We start from the raw sequence: 15,146 nt of genomic DNA on the forward strand, positions 1-15,146 counted from the left end.
TGCAGGAGCAATTGCCGAGAACAACTAAATAGCGAGTTTTTTGCCTTGTTATCAACACGTTTATCCATCCTCAAAATAGATCACTTAATTATGAGGATTGGTATAATAAAACAACGAGCTTTAGCGTTTTACCAGCACGAATATCTCCCCTTATAAAACCTGCCTTAATTAAGCGAATTGGTACAAACCGTTTTATATAAAGTAATTGATAAATAATGAGATAAAAGCGATTACTTTTATCTTTGGGTAGACTCGCAATTTTACGTCGCTTTGGTATATACTATGCGCGTAGATAAATAGGTTATCTGCAGTCATTAAAAATTTTGCCAATTGTAGTACTTAATTGATTTCCAACTGAATACAATTATGTACTGTAATTGGCCCTTTTAATGACACTTATTAATGAAATATAAAAACATTTAAGGAATATTTTAAGTGCAAGCAATTATTAAAGAATTTCAACTAGGTCAACACACAGTTACCCTAGAAACAGGTGCAATCGCTCGTCAAGCTGACGGCGCTGTACTAGCAAGCATTGGTGACACGTCAGTATTAGTTACTGTCGTTGGTAAGCGTGAAGCTCAACCTGGTCAAGACTTTTTCCCACTTACTGTTAACTACCAAGAGCGTATGTACGCTGCTGGTCGTATCCCAGGTGGTTTCCTAAAGCGTGAAGGTCGTCCTAACGATGGCGAAACACTTATTGCACGTCTTATTGACCGTCCAATTCGTCCACTTTTCCCAAATGGTTTCGTAAATGAAGTACAAGTTATTGCAACCGTTGTATCTGTAAACCCTGAAATCCAACCAGATATGGTTGCGATGATTGGTACATCAGCAGCACTTGCTATCTCTGGTATCCCATTTAGCGGCCCAATTGGTGCTTCTCGCGTTGGTTACATCAACGGTGAATACGTGCTTAACCCAACACTAAAAGAGCTTGAAGAAAGCCAACTTGATTTAGTTGTTGCAGGTACTGATAACGCAGTACTAATGGTTGAATCAGAAGCTGACGTACTAGCTGAAGACGTAATGCTAGGTGCGGTTGTATACGGCCATGAGCAATCTCAAGCTATCATTAACGCAATTAACGAATTTAAAGCAGAAGCAGGTAAGCCTACTTGGGATTGGACTGCACCTGAGAAAAACGTATCTCTTGAAGAAAAAGTAGCATCACTTGCATCAGATAAAGTAGGTGAAGCTTACCGTATTACTGATAAAGTAGCACGTAAAGAAGCATTAACTGCAGCCAAAGACGCTGTAATTGAAGCACTTACAAGTGAACTTGCTGAAGATGAAACACTTGATAAGCAAGAAGTAGGCAAAGTATTTGGTTCTTTAGAGAAGAAAATTGTACGTGGCCGCATCACTGCCGGTGAAAAACGTATTGATGGTCGTGAACCAGATATGATCCGTGCACTAGATGTAATGACGGGTGTATTACCACGTACTCACGGTTCTGCAATCTTTACTCGTGGCGAAACACAAGCACTTGTGACAGCGACACTTGGTACAGAACGTGACTCACAGTTAATCGATGATTTAACGGGTACTCACAAAAACCACTTTATGCTTAACTACAACTTTCCTCCATTCTGTGTAGGTGAAACTGGTTTTGTAGGTTCTCCAAAGCGTCGTGAAATCGGCCACGGTAACTTAGCTAAGCGTGGTATCCAAGCTGTTATGCCTACACTTACTGAGTTCCCTTACTCAATTCGTGTTGTATCTGAAATTACTGAATCAAATGGTTCGTCTTCAATGGCATCTGTTTGTGGTACGTCACTTGCACTTATGAACGCCGGTGTACCAATTAAAGCATCTGTTGCGGGTATCGCGATGGGCCTTGTGAAAGAAGATGAAAAGTTTGTTGTTCTTTCAGATATCTTAGGTGATGAAGATCACTTAGGTGACATGGACTTTAAAGTAGCAGGTACTACTAACGGTATCACTGCACTACAAATGGATATCAAGATTGAAGGTATCACACAAGAAATCATGCAAATTGCGCTTAAACAAGCAAAAGCGGCGCGTTTACACATTTTAGGTGTGATGGACGAAGCGATTTCTGCTCCTTCAGAAGAGTTATCAATGTTTGCTCCTCGTATCTACACTATGCAAATTCCTGCTAAGAAGATTGCTGAAGTAATTGGTAAAGGTGGCGCTACTATTCGTCAACTTACTGAAGAGACAGGCACAACAATTGAAATTGAAGATGACGGTACAATTAAAATTGCTGCAACAGACGGTGAAAGCGCACAAAACGCAATTACACGTATTGAGCAATTAACAGCAGAGCTTGAAGTAGGTACTATCTACACTGGTAAAGTTGTACGTATTGTTGACTTTGGTGCGTTTGTAAACATTCTTCCTGGTAAAGATGGCCTAGTGCATATTTCTCAAATCAGTACAGAGCGTGTTAACAACGTAACTGACCACTTAAGTGAAGGTCAAGAAGTTAAAGTTAAAGTACTAGAAGTAGACCGCCAAGGCCGTGTACGTCTAAGCATTAAAGAAGCAATGGAGTCAGCAGCACCAGCAGCTGATGAGTCAAAAGACGCATAATTGCTAAACTTTAACCCGTTAATATACGCGGGATAATAAAAAAGGGGCTGTTTAGCCCCTTTTTTTATGCTTTAATGAAACCTTATTAGACAAGGTCTGTCTTATTTTTATTGCGATATATCTTGGTATTAAGGATTTTAATGATACTCAAACATTTAGCTTTGGCATCTTTTGCTATTTTGTCTTTAAGCGCTTGCCAAACTACGACTGAATCAACACCTACGCCGATTGTTAATGTGCCATTTACAGCACCCCTTGCATCCGATTTTAGAAGTGAAATTGCGATTGCGCGTTACTCTGAATTATTAAATAGAGCCGATTTAAGTACCGAGCAACAAGCTAAGCTTTATTATGACCGTGGGGTGTTATTTGATAGTTTAGGAATGACTACGTTATCTCGCATTGATTTTAACCGTGCTATAAAATTAAAGCCTGATTTAGCTGAGGTGTATAACTTTTTAGGTATTCAGCACACTTTAATGCAGCAATACGAAAAAGCGTATGAGTTTTTTGATTCAGCCCTTGAGCTTAATGAAGAGCATGAATACGCTTATTTAAACCGTGGTATTGCACTGTATTATGGTGAAAGAGCAAACTTGGCGCAAAGCGATTTTGATGAGTTTTTAGCGCGTTCACCAAACGATCCTTACCGAGTATTATGGCTTTACCTTGCACAATCGCAAGAAGATAAACAACAAGCACTAACAGACCTTAAAGCCAATGCTGCTGCCTTAGATGAATCGCAATGGGCGTATCAATTAATTTCGCTTTATAGCGGTGAAATGAGTGAGCATACGTTTTTATCGGGTATTAGCGAAGGTGTTAAATCTGAGCAAGAATACGCACAACGTTTGTGTGAGGCGTATTTTTATTTAGCCAAAATGCACCAAGCAGCGGGTGAGCAGTATTTAGCTGCGGACTACTTTAGGTTAGCGCTATCCACAAATGTGCATGAGTTTATTGAGTACAAATATGCCCGTTTAGAGCTTGAGCTGATGGCTGGTGCTGACGCTAGCTAAGTATGTTAAGTTTCTAAGTGTATTACTAGGGTGCTTAATTCTATCAGGCTCTAGTAATCGTTTTGGCGCAATTGGCTTTTGGCATGTATTAAATTCAAAAGCCAATGTATTACAAAGCTACTGGCAAACCCCTTCCTATTTTCGTTCGCATGTTAGCCAGCTCCCGGATACGCAATTAGCTAAGTTGGCACGTCTCTCAATTCCTTTAGCACAATATCGATATTCACTTAGGCTTATAAATAGTGGGCATGCAAATACGGCAAAGGTTTTTTGGCGTGCCGGGGCGAGTAACTTATCAGTTGAACATCGAAAAACATTAGCTGAGCAGTTATTGGTTCATTCGCGGTGGCAAGATTTAGCCTTACTCGCTAATGAAAAACTATTGCCAGAGGGAAATGAAAAAAATCACCTTAAGCTAGAGCTAAGTACCCATTACAGCCAAGTATCAAATGAATTCATTAATCAACTTGGGTTTGCTTCTATAAGTGATGATATTGAACCACAAACGCAATGTCTTTTTAATGTGCTTACTATGAGTAACCATCGCTCAGGTTTATATAAATTAAATGAGCTAATTTCACGTTATGATCAAGCACCAGAACCGCGCAAACATGTTTTTTGCTTTTCTATGCCTGTGTATGTTGCGGGCGCAGTGAAATGCTCAATAGATAAAAACCAAGCTGCGCAGTGTAGTGTGCAAACACCCAAGCTCATAAAATCGGTTACTGAAAATTTTGATTTTATTATTATGATGCCCAAGTATGGCACTGCTAATGTAACGAATAACACCATGCTTATAAATTCAGATGCACAGTACCATGTGTTTTTACATGAATTGATGCACTTTAACGGATTTGAGGATGAATACGCGTTACCGCTAACTAAACAGGCTTGGTTATGCACACAACGTGGGCTTGTTGCACCTAATTTGTATATTTCTGATGGGAAACAGAAACCTCAAGGGTGGCATAAAGCTAATAGTTGTCAAAAAGGGGGGATTGCTTATAAGCCAAGCGAAAATTGGTCTATTATGGAGTATCAGCAATTAGGGCTTTCGGACCAATACAGGGCGCTTTGGCTAAACCAACTAGATATAGTTAATGACCATTTAAAACGTCTTCCTAGTGCCCCTACGTCGACAAATAAGGGGGTAAAAAATTAGCTGTTAGCATAATTAAATAAGGCTTAATGATATGTTAAATAGTGCTTAAAAAACCCCCATACAGATCCGCTTTTCGTAGACAAAAACTGTGTTTTTCAGTATAACTATACGTATTAATGTCGTTTAAAAACAGGTAGTAAAAGCATCTTTAAGTCACCAAAAAAGGGATGCCCTGATAAACTTATGATAATAAAAGGCCCTACATTATGACTTTGCTCTGGATACCCTTGTTATCCTTAATTGGCAGTGTTATTTCTGCATGCACAGGTAAACTAACGCGAAACCAAAGCGCGGGTTTAACAGCCCTTGCTCCTTTGGCTGCGTTAGGAATTACACTTTACCATGCACCTGCGGTTTTAGCGGGCGAAACAATTCGTTATACATTGTCGTGGATCCCCACACTTGGACTTGATTTATCTCTTCGCTTAGATGGTCTTAGTTTACTGTTTATGTTCATGATTTTGGGCATAGGTTTACTTGTTATTTTGTATACGCGTTACTACTTAAGTGCCAATGATTCAATGCCAAAGCTTTATAGCTACTTAATGTTATTTATGACGGCCATGTTGGGCATTGTTATGTCGAATAACGTTATACAGCTATGGTTATTTTGGGAATTAACCAGTATAAGCTCATTTTTACTGATTAGTTTTTGGTGGCAAAAATCTGAAGCCCGAAAAGGTGCGCGTATGGCACTTGCAGTTACCGGAGCCGGAGGGTTAGCGTTACTTGCAGGGTTAATTTTACTTGGTGATATTGTAGGAAGTTATAACCTTGATACTATTTTAGCGAGCAAAGCTATTATCCAGTCTCACGATTTATACGAGGTTGCGTTAGTACTTGTGTTGCTAGGGGCATTCACAAAGTCTGCACAATTTCCATTTCATTTTTGGTTGCCGCATGCAATGGCTGCCCCTACGCCTGTTAGTGCCTATTTACACTCGGCCACTATGGTTAAAGCAGGTATCTTTTTACTTGCGCGTTTTTACCCTGCGTTATCGGGCACCGATACGTGGTTTATTTTAGTCGGTTTAACGGGGTTAACTACGTTATTAACGGGTGCTTATATCGCGTTATTTAAACACGATTTAAAAGGGTTGCTAGCTTATTCTACCATCAGCCATTTGGGCTTAATTACCTTGTTGTTAGGCCTTGATACAGAACTTGCGACCGTGGCCGCTATTTTTCATATTATTAACCACGCTACCTTTAAAGCGTCTTTATTTATGGCAACCGGTATCATTGATCATGAAACCGGTACGCGTGATATGCGAAAACTAAATGGCATGTGGCGATTTTTACCCTATACCGCGACCCTTGCAATGGTCGCGGCAGCCTCGATGGCAGGCGTGCCCTTGCTTAATGGCTTTTTGTCTAAAGAAATGTTTTTTGCCGAAACTTTACATCAGCAAGTGCTTGGCTCTATGTCGTGGCTCATTCCTGTGCTGGCAACAATTGCAGGCGCATTTTCAGTCGCTTATTCGGCACGCTTTATACACGATGTATTTTTTAACGGTGACCCAATCGATTTACCAAAAACTCCACATGAGCCGCCGCGCTATATGCGCGTTCCAATAGAGATATTAGTTGTCATTTGTTTACTTGTTGGTATTTTCCCGCACTTTATTGTTGGGGGCATTTTATCGGCTGCTTCTTCGGCTGTGCTTGGTAAAGCTATGCCGGAGTATGTAGTGGCTTTATGGCATGGGTTTAACCTGCCATTACTCATGAGTGCAATGGCAGTAGCAGGCGGGTTATTTATTTACATCAACCGCAAATACTTATTTCAATTTCAGGCATCTTTACCGCCTTTTAATGCTAAAAAAACATTTGAGCGAGCGGTGTTATCCGTTATTTCTTGGTGCCAATCAAAAATTAATCATATCGAAAATGGTTCCTTGCAGCGCTACTTGGTGATTATGCTAGGTGTTGTATTGTTATGTGCGGGCTGGCCTTTATTTGAAATGCAAGCATTAGCTGGCACGATGGCGAGCACACCTGTTGATGTTCACAACGCAATTGGCGCTGGCTTATTAATTATTGGTGCATTAGCCACCGTAATTTGGCATCGCTCTCGTGTAGTTGCGTTACTAATGATTTCTATTGTAGGGCTCATGGTGTCGGTGGCATTTACTCGTTTTTCTGCGCCCGACTTAGCGCTTACGCAATTAACGGTAGAAGTAGCAACCGTTATTTTATTAATGTTGGCGTTGTTTTTCTTACCACAGCATACGCCCAAAGAGTCTAGCTCGTTAAGAGTACTGAGAGATTTAGGAATCGCCTCAACACTCGGTATTGTAGTGGCAAGTATATGTTATGCATTACTTACACGCCCACTCGAGTCGATATCAGATTTTTTCATAGCCAATGCCAAAACAGGTGGTGGCGGTACCAATGTAGTAAACGTTATTTTGGTTGATTTTAGGGGCTTTGACACGCTAGGCGAAATTACCGTATTGGGTATTGCAGCGTTGGGTATATTTAAAGTGCTTTCTCGTATTCCATTGTTTATGCCTGCAAGTGATGGCGAAGGGCGCCCATGGGCACGCGAACGCCATCCTATACTACTTGCCAGTATTTCGCATAGCTTATTACCGCTTGCCTTATTAGTGTCGGCTTATATTTTCTTACGTGGACATAACTTACCTGGCGGTGGTTTTATTGCAGGTTTAGTAACATCAATTGCTTTTATATTGCAGTACATGGCTCATGGCTCAGCTTGGATAAGCGAGCGCTTTGCAGTCAACTATCGGAAAATTATTGCATCAGGTATCGGTATTGCCTTGTTTACAGGGGTCGGTAGTTGGTTCTTTGATAGACCGTTTTTAACTACGTGGTTTGATTATTTCGATATCCCATTTATCGGCAAAACAGAACTTGCAAGTGCAATTGTGTTTGATTTGGGCGTTTATTTAACCGTGGTTGGAGCCACGTTAATGATATTAGCAAGCCTTGGCAACATGACAGCAGATACCCAGAAAAAAGAGGTAAATATTTAATGGAGCTATTGTACGCATCTTGCGTTGGTGTATTAATTAGTTGCGGTGTGTTTCTGCTGCTAAGAGCCCGTACGTTTCCGGTAGTGCTTGGGCTTACTATGATCTCCTATGCCGTTAACTTATTTTTGTTTTCTGCGGGTCGCTTAACCATAAACAAAGCAGTTGTGCTTGGTACAGGGGCTGAATATGCCGATCCTTTACCGCAAGCACTAGTACTTACTGCAATAGTAATAGGGTTTGCTATGACTGCGTTTGTGGTTATTTTAGCTATACGTGGTAGAGCTGATTTAGGTAGCGACCATGTTGATGGGCAAATCATCAAAAGCGCAGCCGATAGCAAGGAGCAAAGATGATTCAACATTTAACCTCTTTGCCTATTTTATTACCTATGCTGGCAGCGGTAATACTGCTTTTGCCACCCTGTGGTAAAAGTTTACGTATTCGCCGTATTGCCTCATCAATTATGGCGGTCATCACATTTATTGTCAGTGCATTGCTATTAATCCAAGTATATAACAGTGGTATTAATGTATACGCTATTGGTAATTGGTCTGCTCCTTTTGGCATAGTGCTGGTTGCCGATATGCTTTCTACTTTATTGGTTGCACTTACATCCTTTTTAGGAATGGGAGTCGTTTTATATGGTTGTGCGGGCGATGATGCAAAAGGAAACTTTTTTCATCCATTAGTTCATTTTTTAATATTAGGTGTTAATGGGGCATTTTTAACCGGTGACTTATTTAATGTATTTGTATTTTTTGAGGTGCTGTTGATTGCCTCATATTCACTACTTATGCATGCCGGAGATAAACAAAATACCCGTGCAGCCCTCCAATACGTAATATTAAATTTGGTTGGCTCGAGCGTATTTTTAATTGGTTTAGGTATTTTATACGGCGTGCTGGGTACATTAAACATTGCTGATATGACGCAAAAAGTTGCCTTGTTAACAGGCGATGACGTCTATTTGGCAAAGGCTGGCGGCTTACTGCTGTTAGTTGTATTTGCTTTAAAAGCCGCATTGCTCCCTTTGCACTTGTGGCTACCAAATACTTATGCCAGTGCAAAGCCTGTGGTTGCCGCTTTATTTGCTATTATGACCAAAGTGGGGGTATACGCCATGCTGCGCGTTTATACCGTTATTTTTGGTGAGCAAGCCGGTGAGCTTGAACATATGGCGCAATCGTGGTTATGGGGCTTAGCCATTGCTACTATAGTGGTTGGTGCAATTGGCGTAATGGCTGCGCAAGATTTACGTAAGTTAACGGCAAATTTAGTTGTTGTATCAGTAGGGACGTTAGTCGCTCTAATTGCACTGCAAAACGTAACGGCAACAGCTGCACTGCTTTATTATTTAGTACACTCCACATTAGTCAGTGCTGCACTATTTTTATTAGCTGATTTAATTGCCACACAAAGGGGCAAGGTAGGGGATAGACTTGTTGCCGGGCGAGCCGTAAACCAACCTTATTTACTAGGGGCATGTTTTGTCATTGCGGCATTAACCGTGGTAGGTATGCCGCCGCTATCGGGGTTTGTTGGAAAAGTTTGGATCCTCAAAACAACCTTAAATAGCGAGCAAGCCTTACTTTTTTGGCCTGTCTATTTAATTGCTAGCTTTGTTTTATTAGTTGCACTTTCTCGTGCTGGCACAAGTATGTTTTGGGAAAGAAAAGGTAATAAAGTAGAAAGCGCCGAGGGCGAAAATGCCCACCCATTACAGGTGATGATAATTGTAGGGCTACTTGCGTGCTCACCTTTGTTAGTTGTTTTTGGCGGGCCAATAAGCGAATACATGGTCAGCGCTGCTACGCAATTGCATGATATAAGTGGTGGCATTAACGCAGTCATGCAGGGAGGTAAGTAATGAGGTTACAAGCCCGTTATCGTTGGTTGCCAACGCCGTTTCGTAGTTTGTTTTTATTTTTAATTTGGTTGTTGCTCAATAATAGTGTATCAGCAGGGCATATAGTATTAGCTACGTTTTTTGCGATATTTATACCGTTATTAAGTGTTTCATTACGCGACCCGCAACCCTTAATACTAAAGCCAGGTTTAGCATTAAAACAACTACTCATTGTACTTTACGATATAGTCATTGCTAATTTACAGGTCGCCTTATTAATAGTTGGTCCAGCTAAAAAGTTACGTCCTGCTTTTGTTAAAGTGCCAATAGATTTAATACACGATATGCCCATTACAATTCTTGCCAGTTGTGTATCTCTTACACCTGGTACAGTAAGTGCCGAGGTATATCCTATTCCTGAGTCACTGGGCGAAGGCGAAAAGCCTAAACAGCGTTATTTACTTATACATGTGCTTGATTTAAAAGATGAAGAGGCACTTATTAAACAAATTAAACAACGCTACGAAGCTCCCCTAAAGGAGATTTTTCAATGCTAGATACTGTATTACTCATTGTTTTTTCTATGATTGGCTTATCGCTATTACTAAATTTATGGCGACTTATTATTGGTCCGTCGGTGCCGGACCGTATTTTGGCACTCGATACGATGTATATTAATGTTATAGCATTAATTATTTTGTACAGTATTAGTATGGGTACTGGTTTGTACTTTGAAGCTGCATTACTAATAGCTATGCTCGGTTTTATTAGTACTGTTGCTGTATGTAAGTATTTGCTACGTGGCGATATAATTGAATAGGATTTTTTAATGATAAGCGAATGGGTTGTATCTATATTATTATTGTTTGGCGGGCTGTTTATTTTAATTGGTTCATTAGGGTTAATTAAATTGCCTGACTTTTACATGCGTTTGCATGGACCAACTAAGGCAACAACTTTAGGCATGGCCAGCATACTTATTGCGGCAATGGTGTTTTTTGCTAATTCTGGGCAAGGTTTTAGTGTTAAAGAAATATTGATCACCGTGTTTTTATTAATTACTGCCCCTATTAGTGGCTATATGTTAATAAAGTCAGCAATTCATCATAAGCTTAAAGCTAAAGAAGGCACTAAAGGGCTTGATAACGTAGAAGACGATTAGCCATAGGATATTTATACCATTTCGCTTAATTAAGTATTATTGCAGATTAGTATTAATCATGTGAATATGGTCTTACTTTTTATATTTAAGGACATAACAATGGCTAAGGCACTATTACTTTCGTTACTTATATTTTCTGGCAGCGTATTGGCTGACGAAGCAACTAAGCAGCAAAAAATAGATGAGCTAATTAACGTAATGAACATGGATGCTATGGTTGACTCTATGTACGGGCAAGTTGAGGGCATGATGAAAAACATGTCTGCGCAAATGGGTGTTAAGCCCTCTGAGCAAGCTATTTTTGATAAATACTACGCAGATATGACCAACGTACTTAAAACCGAAATGAGCTGGAAAAAAATGCAGCCGATGATGGTTAACGTATACGACAAACATTTTAACGAGCAAGAAATTGCCGACATGCTGGCGTTTTATAAAACTGAAACAGGGCAAAAAATTCTCGAAAAAATGCCTGTAGTAATGCAAGAGTCTATGCAAATGTCACAAAGCTTAGTGCAAGATGCAATGCCAAAAATTCAAGAAATAGCGGGTGAACTAAGTGAAGAGTTAAAAGCCTCTCGCCAACAAGAAAATTAACCTCTCTACTCTGCCTCTTTTTAAGCGCGCTCATTAGCGCGCTTTTATTTTATCAGCTCCAGTAAATTTAAGTTATGCTTTAATGCTCCCCTCTCTTGACCTGTGTGTCACACATAGGTTTACAATTGAGCTCTAAACATTAAAGGGGCTAAATTATGTACGTTAAGCAATTAGCTGAATTAATGGGTGTAACGCCTGATACAGTTCGTCACTACACACGAATAGGCCTTTTAACGCCCATACGTAGCCAAAGTAACGGCTATCAAGAATATACAAAAGCAGACCGCCAACGTTTACAGTTTATTATAAGCGCCCGAAAGCTCGGGTTTTCCCTCAAAGATATACAACATATCATTGGTGAGTCAGAGCAAGGGCACTGCCCATGCCCACTTACGCGGCAAATTATTGCAAAACGTTTAGAAGAAACCGAAGCCTTGTTTCAAGAAACCCTTAAATTACGAGTGCGTATGCAAGCGGCGTTAAAACAGTGGGAAACATCAGCTGATGGCGCTGTTGCAAGTGATGTGTGTAGCTTAATAGAGACGTTTGTTGACCCACTTGTTGAGCCAAATAAAAGCGGAGGTATGCAATGAGTAGCAGTAAAACAACAGAGCAAAACTTTATTATTGAAGGTGCAAATTGTGGCAGTTGTGTTGCCAAAATAGAAAAAGCCCTCAATAGTGTGCAAGGCGCAAACAATGTAGAAATGAACTTTGCTGATCGCACCGTACGCGTAGAGGGCAGTGCGCAGCAAAGTACATTAATTAGCGCCGTTGAAAATATAGGTTACGGCGCAAAACCTATGGATAACACATCAGAGCAAGATGCGCTTGATGAAAAAGCCAAGTCAGACGAGGCACATTATAAAAAGCTAATGCGTAACATGCTGCTAGCTTTAGGTGTTGGCGTGCCGCTTATGATTTATGGGCTTATTTTTGATATGAGCGTGACAACCACTAACCAGCGTATAGCTTGGGGTGTGGTTGGTATTATCACGTTTATGGTTATGGCTGTAGCAGGTAAGCAATTTTATAAAGGCGCATGGCAATCATTTAAAAATCATGGTGCTAACATGGATACGCTTATTGCTTTGGGAACGGGCACTGCGTGGTTATATTCAATGTGTGTTGTACTTGCGCCTAGCTTACTACCTGAGGTTGCAAGGCACGTTTATTTTGAAGCTTCTTCAATGATAATCGGGTTAATTAGTTTAGGCCTGGCTTTTGAAGTGAAAGCGCGTGGGCGTACTTCGCAGGCCATTAAGCGTTTAATTGGGCTACAAGCAAAAACAGCCCGTGTAATACGCGACGGCAAAGAGCAAGATATAGACATAAGTGATGTTGAAAAGGGCGACCATGTACGGGTACGGCCAGGCGAAAAAATCCCGGTAGATGGTGATGTGCTCGAAGGTAGCAGCAGACTAGATGAGTCTATGCTCACGGGAGAGCCTATGCCAGTGAGTAAGCAAGCTGGCGATAAAGTAGTTGCAGGCAGCATTAATAAAAGCGGCACATTATTATTTGAAGCCACACATATAGGCCAAGAAACAACCCTTGCCAACATTATTAATATGGTAAAACGCGCGCAAAACTCTAAGCCTTCAATAGGGCGGTTAGCCGATGTTATATCGGGCATATTTGTGCCCACAGTAATGATAATTGCGATTCTAGCAGCCCTTGCATGGCTAAATTTTGGCCCAGCGCCTTCCATTGCTTATGCGGTGGTAGCATTAACCACCGTGCTGATTATTGCATGCCCATGTGCGCTGGGTTTGGCAACGCCTATGTCGGTAATGGTGGGGATTGGTAAAGCCGCCGAGTTTGGCATATTAATTCGCAATGGCGAGTCACTGCAAACTACCTCTAAAATTACCACCATGATTTTAGATAAAACCGGCACTATCACCCAAGGTGCACCACAGGTAACAGATGTTGTCACGTTTAATAACGCAGATGAAAATAACTTAATGCAATTAGTTGCAAGCCTAGAGAATAGCTCTGAGCATCCTCTTGCAGAGGCGATTACACAGTACGCTAAAAAACAAAACGTAACCTTGAGTAAAGTTACCGACTTTGATGCGATTACCGGTAAAGGTGTAAGTGGAGTGGTGAATGGGCAAACAGTGTTATTTGGCAATAAAGCGCTTATGGATAAATACAAGATTGCAGTTGATGACGCCACTGAGCAAGCACATACCTTTGCAAATGATGCAAAAACCCCGATGTACTTTGCCTGTAATAATCAACTAATGGCCTTAATCGCGGTGGCGGATCCGCTAAAAGAAGACTCAGTACAGGCAATTAAGCGCCTGCAAAATAAAGGTATTCATCTTGTAATGCTAACTGGCGATAACAAGGCGACTGCACACGCTGTGGCTAAAAAAGTCGGTATTGATGATTTTATTGCAGAGGTGTTGCCAGAGGATAAGGTAAACGAAGTTACTAAACGCCAGCAGCAAGGCGAAATTGTAGGTATGACGGGAGATGGGATCAATGATGCCCCCGCGCTTGCTAAAGCAGATGTCGGTTTTGCAATTGGCACAGGTACAGATGTAGCCATAGAAAGCGCCGATATTACCTTAATGCGTGGCTCACTGCATGGTCTTGCCGATGCTATTGCCATTAGCAGCGCAACAATTAAAAACATTAAACAAAACTTGTTTGGTGCCTTTATTTATAACGTTGCGGGTATTCCTATTGCAGCCGGTGTGCTGTATCCGTTTATTGGTGTGCTACTAAACCCAGTAGTGGCGGGCGCAGCTATGGCGCTTTCATCACTGACAGTAGTCACCAATGCCAATCGCTTACGTTTTTATAAACCGAACAAGCGCTAAGGAGTTAATAATGTTGATGATAAATTTACTTGGTGCAGTATTAATAGTGGCTATTATTTACTGGTTTTGGCTTTATAAGCCAAAGCAAATACACAGTAATGATAATAAGCAAACCATAGTGGTAGATAATGGCGTTTATCAACCAAGTCATATAAAGGTGGCGGCCAATAAAAAAGTCACACTTACATTTGATAGAAAAGACAGCGCACCGTGCGCAGAAACGGTGGTGTTCCCGCAGCTTGATGTAAGTGAAAGCCTTGCAATGGGGAGTAATAAAATCACTTTGCCTGAGCTTAAAACAGGTGAATACGACTTTCATTGCCAAATGAAAATGTATAAAGGTAAGTTAATCGCGGAGTAACCAGTACGCTGGTGAAATAATATTAATACGACCTAATTTTATGTTGAGCTAAACAGTGGGTTAGGCCGTATTATTAAAAAAACGATTATTTAAAGTTATGAATAAATTAAACCCTAAAAAATTACTCAATAGTAAATGGACCGCTACACCAGCAATTAATAAAGAAAAACACTTTATTGTTGTCGAAGTTGAATACGATGAAGAGGGTAATGTAATTGAATGTATTACCGAGTCGGTATTTTCTAAAAACCAATACCCAATTAGCTGGCGCGATTTAAAAGACACTCAAAAATGGCAACAAGGCTGGAAATAGCCTCTATCGATTCAACTTTTTATTTTTTGTATAACTAGGGCGTGTTGACCTTTGGCGTTTGAATTTGCAGCAGTATGTTTGGTTTTTAGGCAAGGCAGAGCCTATGAAGTGTGGTTATTCCCCATAAATAGGCGATAACGTAGCATAAATGCCAAACATGCGCTGCCCTTTGGGTTCCGCCTAGGGGCGATAAACTCTTTGTTGCCTACATGGATGTAGGTAAGGGGCGTGAGCAGGACGCGGAAGCTTTGCTCGGTTTTTACTTATTCTTACATGGATGTAAGTCATTAGA

At 40.7% G+C, this 15,146-nt stretch carries 14 protein-coding genes; all 14 read left to right on the forward strand.

Translation table 11 applies throughout. The features are described from left to right. Positions 1–435: 435 nt before the first annotated feature. The 14 genes from pnp to QUE46_RS05555 all read left to right on the forward strand — a co-directional run bounded on the left by pnp (position 436) and on the right by QUE46_RS05555 (position 14,854). The gene (gene pnp, locus QUE46_RS05490) at positions 436–2,562 is read left to right on the forward strand and encodes a polyribonucleotide nucleotidyltransferase (protein ID WP_286246551.1); all 2,127 of its coding nucleotides are present in this window, start codon (positions 436–438) and stop codon (positions 2,560–2,562) included. A gap of 140 nt (positions 2,563–2,702) precedes the next feature. Beyond that, the gene (gene nlpI / locus QUE46_RS05495) at positions 2,703–3,581 is read left to right on the forward strand and encodes a lipoprotein NlpI (protein WP_286246552.1); all 879 of its coding nucleotides are present in this window, start codon (positions 2,703–2,705) and stop codon (positions 3,579–3,581) included. Then, positions 3,565–4,743 (forward strand): hypothetical protein, encoded by a 1,179-nt coding sequence (locus tag QUE46_RS05500; RefSeq protein WP_286246553.1) that lies wholly within the window; start codon positions 3,565–3,567, stop codon positions 4,741–4,743. The genes nlpI and QUE46_RS05500 overlap by 17 nt, the downstream gene beginning before the upstream one ends. Positions 4,744–4,949: 206 nt before the next feature. Then, positions 4,950–7,742: a monovalent cation/H+ antiporter subunit A gene (locus QUE46_RS05505; protein ID WP_286246554.1), complete on the forward strand. Its 2,793-nt coding sequence runs from the start codon at positions 4,950–4,952 to the stop codon at positions 7,740–7,742. Beyond that, on the forward strand, positions 7,742–8,095 hold the full coding sequence (locus QUE46_RS05510) for a Na+/H+ antiporter subunit C (protein WP_286246555.1): 354 nt from the start codon (positions 7,742–7,744) through the stop codon (positions 8,093–8,095). The genes QUE46_RS05505 and QUE46_RS05510 overlap by 1 nt, the downstream gene beginning before the upstream one ends. Next, complete coding sequence (locus QUE46_RS05515) at positions 8,092–9,609, forward strand: monovalent cation/H+ antiporter subunit D (RefSeq protein WP_286246556.1); 1,518 nt, start codon at positions 8,092–8,094, stop codon at positions 9,607–9,609. Before QUE46_RS05510 ends, QUE46_RS05515 begins: the two co-directional genes overlap by 4 nt. Beyond that, entirely contained in the window at positions 9,609–10,145 is a 537-nt protein-coding gene (locus QUE46_RS05520) for a Na+/H+ antiporter subunit E (protein WP_286246557.1), read from the forward strand. Before QUE46_RS05515 ends, QUE46_RS05520 begins: the two co-directional genes overlap by 1 nt. Beyond that, entirely contained in the window at positions 10,139–10,408 is a 270-nt protein-coding gene (locus tag QUE46_RS05525) for a K+/H+ antiporter subunit F (protein WP_013464545.1), read from the forward strand. Before QUE46_RS05520 ends, QUE46_RS05525 begins: the two co-directional genes overlap by 7 nt. A gap of 9 nt (positions 10,409–10,417) precedes the next feature. Next, positions 10,418–10,750 carry a Na+/H+ antiporter subunit G gene (locus tag QUE46_RS05530; protein ID WP_286246559.1) on the forward strand — a complete coding sequence of 111 codons (333 nt, stop codon included), beginning with the start codon at positions 10,418–10,420 and terminating at the stop codon, positions 10,748–10,750. Positions 10,751–10,849: 99 nt separating this feature from the next. Further along, a complete protein-coding gene (locus tag QUE46_RS05535) occupies positions 10,850–11,347 on the forward strand; it encodes a DUF2059 domain-containing protein (RefSeq protein WP_286246561.1) in 498 nt (165 codons plus the stop codon). 155 nt (positions 11,348–11,502) lie between these two features. Further along, positions 11,503–11,940: a MerR family transcriptional regulator gene (locus QUE46_RS05540; RefSeq protein ID WP_286246563.1), complete on the forward strand. Its 438-nt coding sequence runs from the start codon at positions 11,503–11,505 to the stop codon at positions 11,938–11,940. Continuing rightward, positions 11,937–14,180, forward strand: a complete 2,244-nt coding sequence (locus tag QUE46_RS05545) for a heavy metal translocating P-type ATPase (RefSeq protein WP_286246565.1) — start codon at positions 11,937–11,939, stop codon at positions 14,178–14,180. Before QUE46_RS05540 ends, QUE46_RS05545 begins: the two co-directional genes overlap by 4 nt. A gap of 10 nt (positions 14,181–14,190) precedes the next feature. Further along, positions 14,191–14,541, forward strand: coding sequence for a cupredoxin domain-containing protein (locus QUE46_RS05550; protein ID WP_286246567.1), 351 nt, complete (start codon positions 14,191–14,193; stop codon positions 14,539–14,541). A 97-nt stretch (positions 14,542–14,638) separates the two neighbouring features. Continuing rightward, the gene (locus QUE46_RS05555) at positions 14,639–14,854 is read left to right on the forward strand and encodes a TIGR02450 family Trp-rich protein (protein ID WP_286246568.1); all 216 of its coding nucleotides are present in this window, start codon (positions 14,639–14,641) and stop codon (positions 14,852–14,854) included. The last annotated feature ends 292 nt before the right edge of the window (positions 14,855–15,146 follow it).

The organism is Pseudoalteromonas sp. MM1, from assembly GCF_030296835.1.
Lineage (GTDB): Bacteria > Pseudomonadota > Gammaproteobacteria > Enterobacterales > Alteromonadaceae > Pseudoalteromonas.

What these genes read in the sequence shown, in the direction of transcription:
- nlpI (WP_286246552.1), top strand. Translation starts at nt 2,703, where the DNA reads ATGATACTCAAACATTTAGCTTTGGCATCTTTTGCTATTTTGTCTTTA.
- QUE46_RS05545 (WP_286246565.1), top strand. Translation starts at nt 11,937, where the DNA reads ATGAGTAGCAGTAAAACAACAGAGCAAAACTTTATTATTGAAGGTGCA.
- QUE46_RS05520 (WP_286246557.1), top strand. Translation starts at nt 9,609, where the DNA reads ATGAGGTTACAAGCCCGTTATCGTTGGTTGCCAACGCCGTTTCGTAGT.
- QUE46_RS05555 (WP_286246568.1), top strand. Translation starts at nt 14,639, where the DNA reads ATGAATAAATTAAACCCTAAAAAATTACTCAATAGTAAATGGACCGCT.
- QUE46_RS05510 (WP_286246555.1), top strand. Translation starts at nt 7,742, where the DNA reads ATGGAGCTATTGTACGCATCTTGCGTTGGTGTATTAATTAGTTGCGGT.
- QUE46_RS05525 (WP_013464545.1), top strand. Translation starts at nt 10,139, where the DNA reads ATGCTAGATACTGTATTACTCATTGTTTTTTCTATGATTGGCTTATCG.
- QUE46_RS05530 (WP_286246559.1), top strand. Translation starts at nt 10,418, where the DNA reads ATGATAAGCGAATGGGTTGTATCTATATTATTATTGTTTGGCGGGCTG.
- QUE46_RS05550 (WP_286246567.1), top strand. Translation starts at nt 14,191, where the DNA reads ATGTTGATGATAAATTTACTTGGTGCAGTATTAATAGTGGCTATTATT.
- QUE46_RS05535 (WP_286246561.1), top strand. Translation starts at nt 10,850, where the DNA reads ATGGCTAAGGCACTATTACTTTCGTTACTTATATTTTCTGGCAGCGTA.
- QUE46_RS05515 (WP_286246556.1), top strand. Translation starts at nt 8,092, where the DNA reads ATGATTCAACATTTAACCTCTTTGCCTATTTTATTACCTATGCTGGCA.
- QUE46_RS05540 (WP_286246563.1), top strand. Translation starts at nt 11,503, where the DNA reads ATGTACGTTAAGCAATTAGCTGAATTAATGGGTGTAACGCCTGATACA.
- QUE46_RS05505 (WP_286246554.1), top strand. Translation starts at nt 4,950, where the DNA reads ATGACTTTGCTCTGGATACCCTTGTTATCCTTAATTGGCAGTGTTATT.